Origin of the sequence: Pontibacter sp. HSC-36F09 (genome assembly GCF_024171605.1) — a bacterium.
Taxonomy (GTDB): domain Bacteria; phylum Bacteroidota; class Bacteroidia; order Cytophagales; family Hymenobacteraceae; genus Pontibacter.
On record NZ_JALKAA010000001.1, the window covers coordinates 671,514 to 688,810 of the forward strand.

Sequence of the window (17,297 nt, forward strand, 5' to 3'; positions counted from 1 at the left end):
CAACTCTTAACTCATAACTCTCAACTCTTAACTTTATAAGATGATTAATACGCTAATCGGAGACTTTGGCCACGCGAGTGTGATTGTGGCTTTTGTAGCGGCCATTGTAGCCTCCTATGCTTATTTTATGGCCGCGCGCCAGAAAACGGAAGAGAGCGGCGATACCAGCTGGCGCAAACTGGCACGTGTTGCCTTCTATGTGCACAGTTTAGCGGTAGTAGCCATTATTTTCAGCCTTTTCAACATTATTTACGAGCACCGCTACGAGTACTATTACGCCTGGAGCCACTCGTCTAACCACCTGCCTGTTCACTACATGATCTCCTGTTTCTGGGAAGGTCAGGAAGGTTCGTTCCTGCTTTGGATGTTCTGGCATGTGGCCCTGGGCGTGGTGCTGATGAACGCCGGCAAGAAGAACAAGCAGTGGGAAGCGCCTGTGATGGCCATTTTCTCTTTCGTGCAGATCTTCATCTCGTCCATGATTCTGGGTGTGGTAATCGGTGATTTCAAGCTGGGCTCCTCTCCTTTTATCCTGATGCGTGATTTTATGGCCGACGCCCCGGTGTTTGCCATGGACCCGAACTTTAGACCAGCTGACGGTACCGGCCTGAACCCACTGTTGCAGAACTATTGGATGGTCATTCACCCGCCGACCCTATTCCTGGGTTATGCTGCCTCACTTGTTCCGTTTGCATTCGCCATTGCCGGTCTATGGAAAGGAAAGTTCAGCGAGTGGATTCGTCCTGCAATGCCATGGTCACATTTCGCAGCCGTGACACTGGGAATCGGTATCATGATGGGTGCTTACTGGGCTTACGAAACCCTGAACTTCGGTGGTTACTGGAACTGGGACCCGGTGGAGAACGCGGTATATATCCCGTGGCTCGTGCTGGTGGGTGGTATCCACACCATGATCGCCTACCGCCGCAGCAGGCAAGGCCTGCGTGCTTCTTTCATCTTGGTGATCACCTCATTTGTTCTGATTCTGTACGCTACTTTCCTGACGCGAAGTGGTATTCTGGGCAATGCTTCGGTACACTCCTTCACCGACTTAGGTTTGTCCGGGCAGTTGTTTACCTACATGATGGTCTTCACGGTGCTTGCCATCGGACTGCTGATCTATAACTGGAAGAAAATTCCGACGACAGAGAAAGAGCTTTCGACCTATAGTGCTGAGTTCTGGGTATTTATTGGTGCAGCCGTGCTTTGCCTGGCCGCCTTCCAGGTGCTCGTAACGACTTCTATACCTGTATACAATTCCTTCCTTGGCTTCATCGGAATAGAATCTAACGCCGCCTTGCCTGCCGACCAGATTGAGCACTACACCAAGTTCCAGTTATGGGCGGGTGTAGCCATTGCCATCCTGACGGGAGTAGGTCAGCTGCTGTGGTGGAAAAAAGCGAACAAGAAGAGCTTTAAGGACGCCATCACCATGCCGTTGATGCTCACGTTGCTGTTTGCCAGTTTGGTGATCATCCTGTCCAATAAGTTTGATGTTTTCACTTTCAAACTCGACAACCCGGTATACATCCTGCTGTTTGTGGTATCACTATTTGCAGTGTTCGCTAACTTCAGCATTATACTTGGCCTGCTGCAGAAAAAGATTACATTGTCAGGCGGTGCCGTGGCCCACATAGGTATAGCGCTGATGCTGATCGGCATCCTGTTCTCTTCGGGTTACTCGCAGATCATTTCACAAAACAACTCGGGCCTGCTTTATTCACGTGAGTTCCCTGACGAAATCAACCGTGACAACGTGCTTCTGTGGCGCAACACTCCTGTGCAGATGGACCGCTTTAAGGTAAGTTACCACGGTCAGTTCCAGGAAGTGGAAGGCGTACCGGGCTATGTGACCAAAGAGTTGCTCTACCAAACGGACGATATGTACAAAGCCATTGCCCGTGGTAGAATAGAAGCGAAAGGCAAGGTATACTTCGAAACAGGCGACACGCTGGACCTGATTTCTCCGGAGAACACCTACTACGAAGTGAGTTACGAAAGCGACAAAGAAAACTTTGTGCTATACCCTAGAGCGCAGGTTAACCCGAACATGGGCCTATTGGCTTCTCCTGACATCAAGCGCTTCGCTAGCAAGGATTTGTACACGCACGTTTCCACTGTTCCGGACCCGAATGAGGAGAAAGACTGGGGCGAACTGCAGGAGTACGTACTCTCTGCCGGCGACACGATCGTAATCAATGACTACATCGCGATATTCAACGGGATTGAGCAGATTGAGCAAGTACCGGGAGTAAAGTTGGCTGAGGGCGACGTGGCAGTGCAGGCTGCCATGAAGATTATGGGCGAGCGCAAAACCTACCACGCCCACCCTGTGCTGATGATCAAAGACCAGATGATGGGCCGCGTACCTGAAGTCATAGAAGACCTGGGTATACGCATCACCTTCCTGAATATCGACACCGAGAACGACCGCTTCACGATCGGGGTGAACGTGACACAGAAAGATTATATCATCCTGAAAGCGATGGAGAAGCCATTCGTAAACATCCTCTGGATCGGTACCATCATCATGTCCATCGGCTTTGTAATGGCAATATTGCGCCGTAATAAAGAAGGAAATACAGGTGAGGGCAAAGCTCCCAAGGTTAAGGAGAAACGTAAGGCACAGGCGGCGTAAAACTGTTTAATTGTATTAGATTTGTAAGGCAGGCTTGTAAAGGCCTGCCTTTTTTGTTTACTTAGGTAAAACTAGAAAGGTGCTCAGCTTGAACAATCTCACCTATGAATGTATTTATCATCCCATCTTGGTACCCCAGTAAAGACAATCCACACACAGGAATCTTTAACAAGGAGCAGTCTGTTGCTATGGCTGAATTTAACCCTGATTCTAATTTTGCTATCAGTACATGGGGTACGCATGAAAATGATTTACTAATACTAGGGGAGGACAATTTTAAGAACATTCTAAAATTTTTGAAATACCCATCGAAGAAGGCTACTGCACGGAAGCTGGGGGGAAATATTACAGAATATTATACTCCTGCTTTTACTTGGACCAGAAAATTTTTGCAAGGCAATATGGAGAACATCATTAAGTCGAATGAGAAACATCTCATGGCTTTTCAAAATGAGGTGGGGAAAGCTGATATCATACATGCGCATAGCGCACACCCTGGAGGCTGGGTAGCGATGTTGTTAGCAAAAAAGCACGCTATACCTTATGTTATTACAGAGCATATGGCGCCATTTCCATTTCGATCTTTTTTAGGCAAAGGCAATACTTTAGACAAATACCTTGCACGACCCTTTCAGTGTGCAGCTGCTAATGTAGTGGTGAGCCCCCAGCAGAAGCAAAATCTAATGAAGTGGGGCATTCCAAACCTAAGATATATCCCAAACCTGACAGATGAGAGTTTCTTCTATCCCAAACCCAAAGGAAGTAGTAACTTTGTATTCCTCACTTTAGCGGTGCTTGAAGATAGAAAAGGGATTATTTACCTATTGAAAGCATTCAAAAGTATTTTAACAGGATATCCAAGTGCTCGTTTGGTAATAGGAGGTGATGGGCCCCAGCGGGAGATTTACCAAGCACTTGCTTCAGATTTAGAAATTGCAGCAAATGTACAATGGCTGGGTACATTAAGCCGACAACAGGCTGCAAATGAAATGCAAAACTGTGACGCTTTTGTGCTTCCCAGTTTCCATGAAAACCTACCACTTGTCTTACTAGAAGCTTCCGCTTGCGGTAAGCCGCTAATTGGCACTTATTGCGGTGGCTCTGAGAGTATTATTAACGAGAAAAATGGATTAGTAGTAGAGCCGGGTAATGTAGATGCGTTATATGGCGCTATGGAAGATATGTATTTAAATCACCAGCGATATAATGCTGAAGAAATAAGAGCCGATTTTATAAGCAAATATTCAAGGCCTGTAGTCTGTAAACAAATCATGGACTTATACAAACAAGTCATCGCCCAACACAAGTACACCCTATGAAAATCACTCTCATTGGCTCCGGCAATGTTGCTTGGCACCTGGGTCAAGTCCTACAGCAGGCAGGGCATGAGATTGCGGCGGTGTACAGCCCAACTGCGGCGCATCGGGAGGAACTGGCAGAGGCGCTGGCTCCAGCAGAGGCGGTCAACTCTCTGGACCTGCGTGCCACTGATGTCGAGCTGGTAGTAATTGCCGTGCCGGATGCAGCCATTGCCTCAGTAGCGGAAACAATACAAGTTCCGAAGAACGCTATAATCGTGCATACCTCCGGCTCACAGCCACTGGCAGCGCTGCAAGGTATAACAGGTGCGCGCGCCGGCGTATTTTATCCTTTGCAAACCTTCTCGAAATCAAAGTCTGTAGATTTCAATGCAATACATATACTGATAGAGGCTGAAGATGAAAGGACCTTGCAGATCTTGCAAGCCGTAGCCAGCACGATCTCAAAGGAGGTGCATCATGTCGACTCTCTTAAGAGAAAGCAGCTGCACTTGGCCGCTGTGTTTGCCTGTAACTTCACGAACCACCTGCTGGGCATAAGCCGTCAGCTGCTCCAACAGGCAGCGTTGCCCGACACGCTGCTGCAACCGCTTATTCAGGAGACAATTGCCAAGGTAATGCAAAGCCACCCCTTTCAGGTACAGACGGGCCCTGCGGTACGCCACGACCAAAATGTGATTGATGAGCATCTGATTCTGCTGCAAGACCAGCCACTTTACCAGCAGGTATACCAACTGCTTACGCAAAGTATACAGGATCATTCCCCAAAGCGATAGGTATCCCCAGCGTAACCTATTGATCCCCCTACAGTTATATTCGAGGGAGGTATAAAGCGCCCGGCTTTGAATCGGGGGGCATGTTTACTAACTTTGCACCGTAAATAGCAAGACTCATGAAAATTGTAAATATAACTTTCAAATTCGCTGACGGGTCACCGGATCAGGTCCTCCCGGCTGTGGAGGGCGAATCGGTGCTGGACGTGGCGCTTAACAACGACATCAAGCTACAACATAACTGTGGCGGCGTGTGCGGTTGCAGTACCTGCCATGTATACATCGAATCGGGAATGGACGACCTGCCGGAGATCTCCGATAAAGAAGAAGACTACATTGACCGCGCCGTAGACCCGCGCATCAACTCCCGCCTGGGCTGCCAGTGCGTCATGCAGGGCAACGAGGACATTGTAGTAACCATTCCACCGCAGGACTTCCTGGGTCACTAAGAGGAAGCGATTAAACTTAAGTAACATAGATAACTTGAAAAGACATGGATAAGAATTATGAGCCGCCAATTCACTGGAGCGACCACGAAGATATAGCGATGGCCCTGTACGAGAAATTCGGCGATGACTTCAACGAGTCAAAAATTTACCGCGTGCGCTTTACCGAGCTGCTGGAGTGGATCCTGACGCTGCCAAACTTTGCCGGAAAACGCGAAGAATCGAACGAGGGGCACCTGGAGCAAATTCAGGCGGCCTGGGTATACGAGTGGCGCGATAATCAGGACTAAGCTGATATTCAGCCCTGAAAAATTCGTAATATTAAATTAAATATATATTTTTAAAGGTCCTTTCACTAGAAAGGACCTTTTTCATTTAGCTTATGTCTATCACACAACCTGACCTGACGCGCATCAACACCTTTGTTTTTGATGTGGACGGCGTATTAACAGATGGCTCCCTCTACGTATTTGCCGACGGCGAAAAAGTGCGTGCCTTTAATATCAAAGACGGCTTTGCCATTAAACATGCCATACGCCAGGGATACAACGTGGCCATTATCTCCGCCAAAAACGAACCGGGCGTACGCGTGCGCCTAGAGGAGCTTGAAATTGAGCACCTCTTCCTGGGTGCGGAAGACAAGGTGGAAGAACTTGAAAATTACCTATACATGCAGGGAGTGCACCCGGCTACAGTGGCCTACATGGGCGACGACATGCCAGATCTGGAAGCCATGCAACGCTGCGGCCTCAGGGCCTGCCCTGCCGATGCGGCCGATGACATTCGTGAGATCTGCACCTTTATCTCAACCAAAGACGGAGGTAAGGGCGCTGTGCGTGAGTTGATTGAAAAAATCATGAAGGTGCAGGATACCTGGTAAACGCATTATACTTTTCTCAAATCAAATAGCAAATTTCTTTTACATAAATATTTGCATATATATAATTATTTTTTAATCTTACAGTCAGTTTATTCAAAATTATTTATTTTCATTTTTATGAAGACAGGAAAAGTAAAGTTCTTTATTGAATCAAAAGGCTTCGGCTTCATCACCGAAGACGAAACGAATGAGGATTTCTTCGTGCATGTAACGGGTTTGAACGGCCTGCAAATTCAGCAGCATGACAGAGTAGCTTTCGATACGCAGGAAGGCAAAAAAGGAATCAACGCGGTGAACGTACAGCGCCTCTAACAGCTCTACACCGACAAGAAAACCCCTTCCAGCAAGGGGTTTTTTTATGTCCTTTGTTTGAGGTGCCACCTTCTGGCCTTAACTTTACAAGGGCTATACCTGTTATCCTGTCTTGAAAGAATTCCTATACCTTATCCGTTTCCCTAATTTACTACTCATACTCTTGAGCCAGGCGCTGGTGCAGGCTAGTTTGCTCAGCGCAGGTATAAATTTAGCAGGTATAGCCACGCCCGGATTTCTGGTGCTCACGCTTTCCACCGTGTGCATTGCGGCGGCAGGCTACATCATCAACGATTATTACGATATCAAGATCGACGCCATCAACAAACCTGACCGGGTGGTGGTTGGCAAGAGCATACGGCGCCGTCCGGCTATGTTTACGCACATGATGCTTTCGTTTGTAGGTATAGCGCTGGGTTTTTACCTTTCAATACCAGTCGGGCTTATCAATATAGGTGCGGTTTTACTGCTGTGGGGCTACTCTGACCAGTTAAAGAAATTACCATTAATTGGCAACTTGGTTATTGCACTTTTGTCGGCTTCCATGCTGCTGGTCGTAGCTGTTTACGCGGGCAAGCTCAACAAAATCACCATTAGCTATGCGGTTTTCGCCTTTCTGATTTCGCTTATCCGGGAGATCATCAAAGACATGGAGGATGTACGCGGCGACGCCTCTTTCGATTGCCGCACGCTCCCGATCGTGCTAGGTATACGACGCGCCAAGTACGTGCTATACCCTATTATTGCGCTTTTCCAGGCCTTCCTGCTGGTGGTCATTTTTCACCCCGTCACAGGTATAGGCTTTGATATTTACATGCTGTTACTGGTGCTGATCCCGAGCATCTGGATGACAGTAAAACTAGTACGGGCCGACCGCAAGCGTGACTTCACTTACCTAAGTAACCTCGGCAAGTTCATTATGCTGACCGGCATTTTGTCGATGCTCTTGATCAATTAAGACTAGGTTGACCAGGTATACCAATCAGCCCCTTCCCTTTCAATTCATACTTCCGGAAGGTGAGAGTAAGATGAAGCTTTTGCCTGCTACTTTATCTCCGCTTATCTCTTTTGAAGAAACGAGCACTGTGCTATACCTAACCTGATGCACGAGGGAGACTCACTTTAAACCTCCATCGCCATCATCATTTGAGCGGTGGAAACCGGTACTTATACCTATACCTGCGCACAAATTGCCTGACAACAGCACTGCACAGTCGTTGGCAGCGGGGCAGGAGGCATAGGACTTGCATTTTAGCAGCGCATTTTGTTATTTACATAGTCTGTTTGCTTTCGCAACGGATAGCCGTACCCGGACCTACCTTACCTTATGAACAAACTTCACCCGTTACTCGAGGCCTACGGGCTTCGGAAAACGAAGTGCCGTATAGAGGTGCTTCGTTTATTTCTTGAGCACCGCCATGCCTTGGCGCACGCTGCCATAGAACAGCAGCTCGGCCAACAGTTTGACCGGGTCACGCTGTACCGCACCCTGCATGCCTTTGAGGAGCATGGTCTGCTGCACAGCATCCCCAGCACTGATGGCATTACACGCTATGCCCTCTGCCAGCAGGCCTGCAACAAACACCGGCACCAGCATGACCACATTCACTTCAGCTGCACTGCCTGCGGACACACCTACTGCCTGAACGAGGTATACGTACCGACGCTGCGCATGCCAGAAGGCTACCAGGTAAAGGAGTTTAGGTTTTGCGTGCAGGGGGTGTGCGATAGGTGTGTTATGCAACCGGTAGCACAACTGGCACACGCATAGACCTTTACTATACCTGCTGACACTTAATCCGTAAGCAAAACCTGTATACAACCCATTGTTATGCCCGCAACCACTTTAACCGCTGCCGATCAGTTCCGCCAGCTTGCCGCCTCGCCCAGCAAACTGCGGCTCTTTATGTTGTCCAGGCTGCCGATGGCCTATATGGCTGGCCTGCGGGTTGGGTCTATTTCAGAAGAGCGGGCCGAGGTTACGATCCCATATAAGTACCTCAACAAGAACCCGTTCAACTCAATTTATTTCGCCAGTCTGAGCATGGCGGCCGAGCTTTCGACGGGCTTGCTTTGCATGGCCCAGACCTATAAGTCAGTTCCGGCTGTGTCGATGTTGGTGGTGCACCTGGAAGCGGATTTTATGAAGAAAGCAGTAGGCAAAATCACCTTCACCTGCGAAGACGGACAGAAGATTAAAGCTGTAGCAGATCAGACCAAAGCCACAGGCGAAGGCGTGACGGTAGTAGCCACCAGCAAAGGTATAGACGAGGCCGGCGACAAAGTAGCGGAGTTTCGGTTTACCTGGTCGTTGAAGGCGAAGCTCAGAAAATAAGTCAGGCACCTGGCAGCACCCAACTGGTTTATAAAAGATTTTCTATATTTAAACGATACAGTTGCTACATCAGAATATACGCTACGATGGAAAAATCATTACCCTTGGAAAAAGGCACCGTGCAATTGCTTGAGGACAAAATCCGGATTCAGGACAATGCCAAGAGGGAGTACATCATCCGGATGATTTCATCAGCACTCTGGACGTTCTATGGGACCATATCTGTTCTCCGCTACCTAAAAACAGGCGATGAGTTTCTCCTCTGGACAGGTTTACTGATTGGCATTGGGCACTTAGTGGTTTTTGTATTGTCGTTGTTTAGAACAACCAAATCAGAAGTACACTTAAATGAGGTGGAGCAGGTCACTTTCAAATCGAGGTTCGGAAACAAGTTCATGGATTTGAAGCTAAGAAATGGTTTAAAAAGACGTGTCATCAGGATAGCACCGGCTGCCGAAGAGCTGCGCGTCTTCTTTTCGGAAAAGAAGATTCAGGTAAAATAACGGTTCCTGAATTGTCATAAAATAAGGTTCTGCCCTAATTCTATACCTTACCCTGCCATCATGAAGACATATATTGTGCTGCTACGAGGTGTGATGCCTACCGGGAAAAACAGGGTGCCGATGGCGCAGCTGCGGCAGGTGCTAATTGATGCCGGCTTTCAGCAGGTACGCACCTGGATTCAGAGTGGGAATGTTGTGCTCCGAAGCGATTTGTCAGCTAAGGAACTGGAGTCGCGGGTGCACCAACTGATAAAAGAGCACATCGGTCCGGAGTTGGCCATTGTGGTAAGGACCGGCAACGAACTTAGGCAAATGATTGACAATAACCCGTTTCAGGGAGAAGAGCACCCCATAGCGCGGGTATTTTTTGTATCTTTCCAGGAGAGGCCGCCCGATGAAAAGGTAGAAACATTGCTCGCTCAGGACTTTTTTCCGGAAAAACTCCGTATCGACGGCATGTCAGCCTACATGTTCATACCCCAGGCCTACAGCGACAGCAAGCTCAGTAATAATTTCCTGGAACGGAAACTGGGGGTAGCAGCTACCACACGAAATTTTAACACTATTACCAAAATGATTGCCTGGGCTGAGGAAGAATAAGCAGTAGGTAGCCTCTTGAAAAGTGCTTAAATCTGCTATTTGTTTAGCGCCAGCACTTATCTATGTAATGCACTGGTAGTACAAGTACAAGCAACAGAAAGTAACAAGTATAAAAAGCCACAACAACCAATATGCAATCAACCGCCCCAAACCCCGAGCTATACCTGGCCGAGCTGCCCGAAGCGCGCCAGCAAGTCATGAACGACCTGAGAGAGGTGATTCTCAATAACATACCCGATGGCTTTGAGGAAGCAATGGGCTATGGCATGCTTGGCTACGTAGTGCCCCATACGCTATACCCGGCCGGCTACCACTGCGATCCGAAATTGCCGCTGCCTTTTATGGGAATTGCCTCACAGAAGAACCACATCACCGTCTACCACATGGGCATCTACGCAAATGAAAATTTGCTGAATTGGTTTAAAGAGGAGTATCCCAAACACAGCAAAACCAAGCTGGACATGGGCAAAAGCTGTATCCGCTTCCGGAAACCGGAGCATGTACCGCTCGCGCTGATTGGCGAACTGGCTTCCAAAATGACGCCGCAGGAGTGGATCGATATCTATACCTGCACCTTCAAAAGATAAAAGCCATACCTTTTCTGCCGGTTTTTGCTGACTCCTATACCTAAACCAGCTATATTTGCGGTTTCAATCCATAGCTATACCTTTGGCACCAGCAGATAAAAAGAATATAGTCATTTTCGCTTCGGGATCGGGCAGCAACGCACAGCGCCTGATGGAGTACTTCGAGCACCACCCAGCCATTCGTGTGGCCGCCCTGTTTGCCAATAACCCAAAAGCGTATGCCCTAAAACGAGCCGAGACCTTCCACGTCCCGGCTTTTTTATTTTCCCGTGATGCGTTTTACAATTCCGAAAGCGTATTAGAACAGGTGCAGTCTTTCAAGCCTGACCTGATTGTGCTGGCCGGTTTCCTCTGGCTCGTGCCGCAGAACTTCCTGCAGGCTTTCCCGGACCGCATCATCAACATCCACCCTGCCCTGCTGCCCCAATACGGCGGCAAAGGTATGCACGGCCTCAACGTGCACACGGCCGTAGTGTCGGCTGGCGACAAGGAGTCAGGTATAACAATACACCGCGTAAACGAGGAGTACGACAAAGGCGAATTTGTGCTGCAGGAGCGCTGCCCGGTGCACCCCGATGACACACCTGAGGCCTTAGCTGCCCGCGTCCTTGCACTCGAGCACAAGTACTTGCCGGAAGTAGTTGAAAAACTGCTCCTGGAGAAACTGTAAATCAAGCACTAGCACATTTAAAAAATCAGCACATTATATAGCCCATACCTATGCAATCTGTCAAAATCAAATCCGCACTAATTTCGGTTTACTACAAAGACCGTCTCGAACCACTGGTTGAGCTCCTGAAGCAAAACAACGTAACCATCTACTCTACCGGTGGCACACAGGCTTTTCTGGAAGAGCAGGGCGCTGACGTAGTAGCCGTAGAAGACCTGACGGCCTATCCATCTATCTTTGGTGGTCGTGTGAAGACCCTGCACCCGAAAGTATTTGGAGGCATTCTGCACCGCCGTGCCAACGAAAGCGACCTGGCCGAGCGTGCGCAGTACGAGATTCCTCCGATTGACCTCGTAGTAGTGGACCTATACCCTTTTGAAGAAACCGTAGCATCAGGTGCATCGGAAGCGGATGTGATCGAGAAGATTGACATTGGTGGCATTTCCCTGATCAGAGCGGCAGCCAAAAACTTCCAGGATGTGCTGATCGTGTCGTCGCGTGAGCAGTACGACGAAGTAGTGGACCTGCTGAAAGAAAAAGACGGTGCTACGGAGCTGGCTGACCGCAAACGCTTCGCATCCAAGGCTTTTGATATCTCTTCTAACTACGACACACACATTTTCAATTACCTGAGCAAAGAGCAGGACATCAATGTGTTCAAGCAGAGCGTGCGTGAGGCGACCCCGCTGCGCTACGGTGAGAACCCGCACCAGCAGGGCACTTTCTACGGCAAGCTGGAGGACCTGTTTGAGCAGCTAAATGGCAAGCAGCTTTCTTACAATAACCTCGTGGACGTGGACGCTGCCGTGGCACTGGGCGCTGAATTCGAAGAACCGGCTGTGGCCATCCTGAAGCATACCAATGCCTGCGGTTGCGCTACCGGCGAAAATATCAAAGAAGCCTACCTGTCCGCCTTGTCAACCGATCCGGTTTCAGCATTTGGTGGTGTGATCATCGCGAATCGTACCATCGATATGGGTGCTGCCGAAGAGTTGAACAAGTTGTTCTTCGAAGTACTGATCGCTCCTGATTTCGACACAGACGCGCTTGACTTGCTGCGCACCAAGAAAAATCGTATTCTCTTAAAGCAGAAGCCAGTGGAGCTACCAGCAAAGCAATTTAAGACATTGCTGAACGGCGTGATTGAGCAGGACAAAGACCTGAAAACCGAGACAGAAGCTGATTTTAAAACTGCTACCAAGCGCGAGCCTTCAGCTGAGGAGAAAAAAGCACTTGTGTTTGCCGCCAAGGTATGCAAGCACACCAAGTCCAACACCATTGTGCTGGCCACCGACAAAATGATGATCTCCAGCGGTGTGGGCCAGACCTCGCGTGTGGATGCCCTTCGCCAGGCCATCGAAAAAGCCAAAAGCTTCGGCTTCGACATCAGCAACACGGTAATGGCTTCCGACGCTTTCTTCCCTTTCCCGGACTGCGTAGAAATCGCCGACCAGGCAGGTATAAAAGCAGTCGTGCAGCCGGGTGGCTCTATCAAAGACCAGGACTCGATTAACTATTGCGACGCGCACAACATGGCCATGGTCATGACGGGCGTGCGGCATTTCAAACACTAAGGTATAGCACCTGTTGCAGGTATAGCTTTTCAAAAAGCCCCATTCTTTACCGGATGGGGCTTTTTTTTAAGTCTGAATATTCTTGCTTAGCAAGTATAGCAGATATGAAAAGGGAGGCCTTTATCGTTGCAGCAATCCCCTCGTTCAACCTGATTACATAGCGCAAATCCTATACCTGCCCGAACAAATCAAACTATAGTTGCTATCCAATTTTATACCTGGAGATGCGTTATGAAAGGCAGCAAAGAGAATTGTATGGAATATGGGAAAGAAAAACTTTGAAAACTTTTGCCTCTTCTGCATCAGCATTATTAATTCCGCTGAAAATCACTAATTTTGCGGCTAGTTTTTGATTAGAAATATTGTATATTAAAAATATAACTGGGCAGCCGCACGCCTTCAAAAAATAAGAATGGGACTATTTAACTTTCTTACCAGCGATATTGCTATTGATTTGGGTACTGCCAATACCCTTATCATCCATAACGATAAGATTGTGGTGGACGAGCCGTCTATCATTGCCGTGGACCGCACCACGGGTCGTGTACTTGCTATTGGCCGAAACGCCATGCAAATGCACGAAAAAACCCACGAAAACATCAAGACGATTCGTCCGCTGAAAGATGGCGTAATTGCCGACTTCCACGCCGCTGAAGAGATGATCCGGGGTATGATCAAAATGATTGACACGGGCCGTCGTTTGTTCCAGCCTTCGCACCGCATGGTGATCTGTATTCCTTCAGGTATAACTGAGGTGGAGAAACGCGCTGTGCGTGATTCGGCCCAGCATGCCGGCGCCAAAGAGGTATGGATGATTCAGGAGCCAATGGCTGCTGCGATAGGTATAGGCATTGACGTAGAGCAACCGATTGGTTCCATGATTGTGGACATCGGGGGTGGTACAACGGAGATTGCTGTAGTGGCGCTTTCCGGTATCGTATGCGACCAGTCTATCCGTATTGCGGGCGACGTGTTCACCAAAGACATTCTGGATTACATGCGTCGCCAGCACAACTTGCTGATTGGCGAGCGTTCTGCCGAAAAAATCAAGATCGAAGTAGGTTCTGCCCTGACAGAACTCGAAAATCCGCCAGCCGACTACGAGATCCGTGGTCGTGACCTGATGACAGGTATACCGAAAGTAATTAAGGTAACCTACCAGGAAATCGCGATTGCACTGGACAAGTCGGTGTCGAAAATTGAGGAAGCGGTACTGAAAGCGCTGGAAATCGCGCCGCCGGAGCTGTCTGCCGATATTTACGACAACGGTATCCACTTGACAGGTGGTGGCGCATTGCTTCGCGGTTTCGACAAGCGTCTGGCTGCCAAAACTAAACTGCCGATCCACATCGCTGAAGACCCGCTTAGAGCGGTGGTGCGCGGTACGGGTGCGGCTATCAAAAATCTGGAAGGCTTCAAGAACGTCCTCCTGACTTAAAAGTGCCGCATGCGGAATCTATTTGCATTTATTTACCGGTTCCGTGCGTTCCTTATATTCGTGCTGCTGGAGGCCTTGTGCATTTTCCTGATCGTGCGTTACAACACATACCAGGGGGCGGCCATGTTCAACTCCGCCAACACCTATATAGGGCAGGTACTTGAGTTCCAGAGTGGTGTGACCGACTACTTCCGGCTGGCGTCTGTAAACAGTACGCTTGCCCAGGAGAATGCCGTGCTGCGCCAGCAACTTATGTCCTACATGCAGGATGCCGAAGCAGACAGCACTGATCAGCTTGACGGGACCTATTTTGCAGCTACAGACTCTGCCAAGTCAGAACCTTTCATTCTGCATGCCGGTCGTGTTATCAACAACTCGATTCGCCGCACCAACAACTACCTGACGCTGTCAGCAGGCAGCCAGGATGGTGTGAAACCAGGCATGGGCGTTATTTCCCCGAATGGGGCTGTCGGTCGCGTAAAAACCGTGTCGCAGCGCTATGCAACTGTTACGTCACTGCTGCACTCGCAAATGCTGATTTCAGCCAAGATCAAGAAGGACAATACCTTTGGCACCATTAAGTGGACGGGTGGCGACTACCGCACGGCCCTGCTCGACTACATCCCGCTTCACGTAAAGCCCGAGCCCGGCGATACCGTGGTGACGAGCGGCTTCAACACGGTGTTCCCGGAAGGAATCAAGATCGGCACGATCAGCGAGGTAGAGCGCGAGTTGGATAAGAGCTTTTATACCATCCGGGTACAACTCTCTGTTGACTTCGCTCAGCTCTCTTATGTATATGTTGTGGAAAATCTGCGACGCCCGGAACAGGACTCCCTTGAAACAGAAGCAGGAATACTACCTCATGAATAACAGCCTAGGTATAAGACATATCGTGCAGTTTGTGGTGTTTGTGGCCTTGCAGATACTGCTGATGGACAATCTGGTGCTTTTCGGTACTGGCTTCAGCTTTATCTACATTGCCTTTCTGCTTTTCCTGCCCCTTGAGATGAACCGGGTCCTGCTCCTATTCCTGGGCTTTATAGCGGGCTTTGCAGTTGATATTTTTTATGACACGATGGGCATACACGCAGCGGCCAGTGTGCTGCTGGCTTATTTAAGACCCATGATATTGAACCTTCTCACACCGCGTGATGGTTACGATACGAATGACTCCGTGAACATACACATCATGGGCTGGCGCTGGTTTCTGGCGTACGCCCTCACCCTGATCCTGGCGCACCATACGGCTGTGTTCCTCCTTGAGATTTTCAGCCTGGAGGGGTTATCAGCAGCAGTGCCCAAAATACTGCTGAGCACCTTGTTCACGGGGGTTGTTATGGTTATATTGCAGTTACTGTTCTTCTCCCTTAAGAGAGCGAATAGATGAATTACCTCGAAAACAGAAAATACGTCATACAAGCAATCTTCCTGGTGGTGGGGGTGGTATACGCCTTGCGCCTTTTCTACATCCAGGTAGTGGACAGCAGCTACAAGCAGGCTGCCGAAACCAACGCGATCAAGACCGTTATCCAGTATCCTTTCCGGGGATTGATTTACGACCGTAACGGCGAACTGCTGGTGCAGAATACACCCGTATACGACCTCATGATCGTGCCCAAAGAGGCCCGCAACATCGATACGCTGCGTCTGGCTAACATGCTCGACATCCCACTGGAGGATGCCCGAGAGCGTTTCAAAAAAGCCCGTGCCTATTCCTGGGTGAAACCTTCCATCTTTCAGCAGATGCTGAGTACCCAGGACTTTGCCCATATTCAGGACAACCTGATCGACTTCCCAGGTTTTTACATCAACGCCCGTACCGCTCGTGGCTATCCGCACCAGAGTTTGGGGCATGCGTTGGGCTATATCGCCGAAATCAGCCCGAAACAACTAGAGGACAGCACCTACGCAGGCTACCGCCCCGGCGACTACATTGGCAAGGCAGGTATAGAGATGGCTTATGAGGAGTACCTGATGGGCAAGCGCGGCGTCAAGTACAAAATGGTGAACGTGCGCGGCATCGACAAAGGCTCTTTTAAAGACGGCGCCTACGATACGCTTTCCATAGCAGGCCAGAACATGGTGAGCACCATCGACCTCGATCTGCAGGCCTATGGCGAACATCTGATGAACGGTGCCAAAGGCAGTATCGTGGCCATTGAGCCCAAGACCGGTGAGATCCTGGCTTACATTTCAGCGCCCTTTTACGACCCGAACCTGTTCACAGGCAAAGACTACGGCAAAAACTACATGCAGCTGCTGCAGGACCCGGACAAGACCATGTTCAACCGCCCGATCATGGCCGACCAGAACCCGCCGGGTTCTATCTTTAAGGTAACGCAGGCGCTGATTGCCCTCGAGGAAGGTGTGATTACGCCCAACACCCGCTTTGCCTGTAATAGGTCGCTGGTGAACTGCCACCCGCATCCCTCCCCGCTTGACTTGCACGGCGCGGTGCAGCACTCCTGCAACCCTTGGTTCTTCCTGGCCTACAAGGCGCTGATCAACCAGGGCAAGTCCAAGAACACGTTCACCGACACCGCACTGGGCCTCAAGGACTGGCGCGAGCATGTACTCACCTTTGGTTTCGGCAAAAAACTGGGCATCGACATACCTGGAGAGAAGGCAGGCATCATAGCCTCCACCGACCTGTATGACCGCGTGTATGGCAAGAACCGCTGGAAATACTCCACCATCTACTCGCTCAGCATTGGGCAGGGCGAACTGGGCGTGACCCCGCTGCAGATGGCTAACTTTATGGCCATAATTGCCAACAAGGGCTATTACGTAACCCCGCACCTGATCCGCTCGATAGGCGAAGACGGCAAGCCGTTGGCAGAAAATCTGGAGCGCCACTATACCTCCGTGAAGCCACATCACTATGACCCGATCATAGACGGTATGGCCGATGTGGTGCGCGCCGGTACAGGCCGCAAGGCCAGCCTGGATAAAATAGGTATAACCGTTTGCGGCAAGACCGGTACGGCCCAGAACCCGCAGGGACCTGACCATGCCGTGTTCGTGGCCTTCGCTCCGAAGGAAGATCCTAAGATTGCGATCGCCGTCTACGTGGAGCATGGCAAGTGGGGAGGCCAGTCAGCCGCCCCGATTGCCGGCCTGATGATAGAGAAGTACATGACTGACACTATCTCTGCCCTCAAAGTCCAGGAGAAGTGGGTATTGAGCCGGGAGTATTTGAATATTAGATCGAAGTAAGGT

Annotated in this window: 19 protein-coding genes; all 19 read left to right on the forward strand. The window is 49.7% G+C overall.

What is annotated here, in order from left to right; all coding sequences use genetic code 11:
* Positions 1 to 40: 40 nt before the first annotated feature.
* Entirely contained in the window at positions 41 to 2,638 is a 2,598-nt protein-coding gene (ccsA, locus tag L1278_RS03060; RefSeq protein WP_253400995.1) for a cytochrome c biogenesis protein CcsA, read from the forward strand.
* Positions 2,639 to 2,742: 104 nt separating this feature from the next.
* A complete protein-coding gene (locus L1278_RS03065; protein WP_253400996.1) occupies positions 2,743 to 3,957 on the forward strand; it encodes a glycosyltransferase in 1,215 nt (404 codons plus the stop codon).
* Entirely contained in the window at positions 3,954 to 4,733 is a 780-nt protein-coding gene (locus tag L1278_RS03070; RefSeq protein WP_253400997.1) for a Rossmann-like and DUF2520 domain-containing protein, read from the forward strand. Before L1278_RS03065 ends, L1278_RS03070 begins: the two co-directional genes overlap by 4 nt.
* 116 nt (positions 4,734 to 4,849) lie before the next feature.
* Positions 4,850 to 5,179 (forward strand): 2Fe-2S iron-sulfur cluster-binding protein, encoded by a 330-nt coding sequence (locus L1278_RS03075; RefSeq protein ID WP_188500465.1) that lies wholly within the window; start codon positions 4,850 to 4,852, stop codon positions 5,177 to 5,179.
* 44 nt (positions 5,180 to 5,223) lie between these two features.
* The gene (gene iscX / locus L1278_RS03080) at positions 5,224 to 5,466 is read left to right on the forward strand and encodes a Fe-S cluster assembly protein IscX (protein WP_188500466.1); all 243 of its coding nucleotides are present in this window, start codon (positions 5,224 to 5,226) and stop codon (positions 5,464 to 5,466) included.
* A 92-nt stretch (positions 5,467 to 5,558) separates the two neighbouring features.
* Positions 5,559 to 6,056 (forward strand): HAD family hydrolase, encoded by a 498-nt coding sequence (locus tag L1278_RS03085; RefSeq protein ID WP_253400998.1) that lies wholly within the window; start codon positions 5,559 to 5,561, stop codon positions 6,054 to 6,056.
* A gap of 117 nt (positions 6,057 to 6,173) precedes the next feature.
* The gene (locus tag L1278_RS03090; RefSeq protein ID WP_076669063.1) at positions 6,174 to 6,368 is read left to right on the forward strand and encodes a cold-shock protein; all 195 of its coding nucleotides are present in this window, start codon (positions 6,174 to 6,176) and stop codon (positions 6,366 to 6,368) included.
* Positions 6,369 to 6,480: 112 nt separating this feature from the next.
* Positions 6,481 to 7,326: a geranylgeranylglycerol-phosphate geranylgeranyltransferase gene (locus L1278_RS03095; RefSeq protein WP_253400999.1), complete on the forward strand. Its 846-nt coding sequence runs from the start codon at positions 6,481 to 6,483 to the stop codon at positions 7,324 to 7,326.
* A 369-nt stretch (positions 7,327 to 7,695) separates the two neighbouring features.
* Positions 7,696 to 8,139: a Fur family transcriptional regulator gene (locus L1278_RS03100; RefSeq protein WP_253401000.1), complete on the forward strand. Its 444-nt coding sequence runs from the start codon at positions 7,696 to 7,698 to the stop codon at positions 8,137 to 8,139.
* A gap of 60 nt (positions 8,140 to 8,199) precedes the next feature.
* The gene (locus tag L1278_RS03105) at positions 8,200 to 8,703 is read left to right on the forward strand and encodes a PaaI family thioesterase (RefSeq protein ID WP_253401001.1); all 504 of its coding nucleotides are present in this window, start codon (positions 8,200 to 8,202) and stop codon (positions 8,701 to 8,703) included.
* 86 nt (positions 8,704 to 8,789) lie between these two features.
* Positions 8,790 to 9,206 (forward strand): hypothetical protein, encoded by a 417-nt coding sequence (locus L1278_RS03110; RefSeq protein WP_253401002.1) that lies wholly within the window; start codon positions 8,790 to 8,792, stop codon positions 9,204 to 9,206.
* 60 nt (positions 9,207 to 9,266) lie between these two features.
* Positions 9,267 to 9,806, forward strand: a complete 540-nt coding sequence (locus L1278_RS03115) for a DUF1697 domain-containing protein (protein WP_253401003.1) — start codon at positions 9,267 to 9,269, stop codon at positions 9,804 to 9,806.
* 131 nt (positions 9,807 to 9,937) lie between these two features.
* Positions 9,938 to 10,393 carry a DUF1801 domain-containing protein gene (locus L1278_RS03120; RefSeq protein ID WP_253401004.1) on the forward strand — a complete coding sequence of 152 codons (456 nt, stop codon included), beginning with the start codon at positions 9,938 to 9,940 and terminating at the stop codon, positions 10,391 to 10,393.
* An 82-nt stretch (positions 10,394 to 10,475) separates the two neighbouring features.
* Positions 10,476 to 11,063: a phosphoribosylglycinamide formyltransferase gene (gene purN / locus L1278_RS03125; RefSeq protein ID WP_253401005.1), complete on the forward strand. Its 588-nt coding sequence runs from the start codon at positions 10,476 to 10,478 to the stop codon at positions 11,061 to 11,063.
* A 50-nt stretch (positions 11,064 to 11,113) separates the two neighbouring features.
* Positions 11,114 to 12,637: a bifunctional phosphoribosylaminoimidazolecarboxamide formyltransferase/IMP cyclohydrolase gene (gene purH / locus L1278_RS03130; protein ID WP_253401006.1), complete on the forward strand. Its 1,524-nt coding sequence runs from the start codon at positions 11,114 to 11,116 to the stop codon at positions 12,635 to 12,637.
* A 412-nt stretch (positions 12,638 to 13,049) separates the two neighbouring features.
* A complete protein-coding gene (locus tag L1278_RS03135; protein WP_007652384.1) occupies positions 13,050 to 14,075 on the forward strand; it encodes a rod shape-determining protein in 1,026 nt (341 codons plus the stop codon).
* A gap of 9 nt (positions 14,076 to 14,084) precedes the next feature.
* Positions 14,085 to 14,948: a rod shape-determining protein MreC gene (gene mreC / locus L1278_RS03140; RefSeq protein ID WP_253401007.1), complete on the forward strand. Its 864-nt coding sequence runs from the start codon at positions 14,085 to 14,087 to the stop codon at positions 14,946 to 14,948.
* The gene (locus L1278_RS03145) at positions 14,941 to 15,465 is read left to right on the forward strand and encodes a hypothetical protein (RefSeq protein ID WP_253401008.1); all 525 of its coding nucleotides are present in this window, start codon (positions 14,941 to 14,943) and stop codon (positions 15,463 to 15,465) included. The genes mreC and L1278_RS03145 overlap by 8 nt, the downstream gene beginning before the upstream one ends.
* Positions 15,462 to 17,294, forward strand: a complete 1,833-nt coding sequence (gene mrdA, locus L1278_RS03150; protein ID WP_253401009.1) for a penicillin-binding protein 2 — start codon at positions 15,462 to 15,464, stop codon at positions 17,292 to 17,294. The genes L1278_RS03145 and mrdA overlap by 4 nt, the downstream gene beginning before the upstream one ends.
* Positions 17,295 to 17,297 lie beyond the last annotated feature (3 nt).

Excerpts from the sequence above, each read along its gene's own strand:
- L1278_RS03105 (WP_253401001.1), top strand. The coding sequence starts at position 8,200 with ATGCCCGCAACCACTTTAACCGCTGCCGATCAGTTCCGCCAGCTTGCC.
- L1278_RS03075 (WP_188500465.1), top strand. The coding sequence starts at position 4,850 with ATGAAAATTGTAAATATAACTTTCAAATTCGCTGACGGGTCACCGGAT.
- purH (WP_253401006.1), top strand. The coding sequence starts at position 11,114 with ATGCAATCTGTCAAAATCAAATCCGCACTAATTTCGGTTTACTACAAA.
- L1278_RS03065 (WP_253400996.1), top strand. The coding sequence starts at position 2,743 with ATGAATGTATTTATCATCCCATCTTGGTACCCCAGTAAAGACAATCCA.
- L1278_RS03115 (WP_253401003.1), top strand. The coding sequence starts at position 9,267 with ATGAAGACATATATTGTGCTGCTACGAGGTGTGATGCCTACCGGGAAA.
- mrdA (WP_253401009.1), top strand. The coding sequence starts at position 15,462 with ATGAATTACCTCGAAAACAGAAAATACGTCATACAAGCAATCTTCCTG.
- ccsA (WP_253400995.1), top strand. The coding sequence starts at position 41 with ATGATTAATACGCTAATCGGAGACTTTGGCCACGCGAGTGTGATTGTG.
- L1278_RS03110 (WP_253401002.1), top strand. The coding sequence starts at position 8,790 with ATGGAAAAATCATTACCCTTGGAAAAAGGCACCGTGCAATTGCTTGAG.
- L1278_RS03100 (WP_253401000.1), top strand. The coding sequence starts at position 7,696 with ATGAACAAACTTCACCCGTTACTCGAGGCCTACGGGCTTCGGAAAACG.
- L1278_RS03145 (WP_253401008.1), top strand. The coding sequence starts at position 14,941 with ATGAATAACAGCCTAGGTATAAGACATATCGTGCAGTTTGTGGTGTTT.
- L1278_RS03085 (WP_253400998.1), top strand. The coding sequence starts at position 5,559 with ATGTCTATCACACAACCTGACCTGACGCGCATCAACACCTTTGTTTTT.
- L1278_RS03070 (WP_253400997.1), top strand. The coding sequence starts at position 3,954 with ATGAAAATCACTCTCATTGGCTCCGGCAATGTTGCTTGGCACCTGGGT.
- mreC (WP_253401007.1), top strand. The coding sequence starts at position 14,085 with ATGCGGAATCTATTTGCATTTATTTACCGGTTCCGTGCGTTCCTTATA.
- L1278_RS03135 (WP_007652384.1), top strand. The coding sequence starts at position 13,050 with ATGGGACTATTTAACTTTCTTACCAGCGATATTGCTATTGATTTGGGT.
- L1278_RS03090 (WP_076669063.1), top strand. The coding sequence starts at position 6,174 with ATGAAGACAGGAAAAGTAAAGTTCTTTATTGAATCAAAAGGCTTCGGC.
- iscX (WP_188500466.1), top strand. The coding sequence starts at position 5,224 with ATGGATAAGAATTATGAGCCGCCAATTCACTGGAGCGACCACGAAGAT.
- L1278_RS03120 (WP_253401004.1), top strand. The coding sequence starts at position 9,938 with ATGCAATCAACCGCCCCAAACCCCGAGCTATACCTGGCCGAGCTGCCC.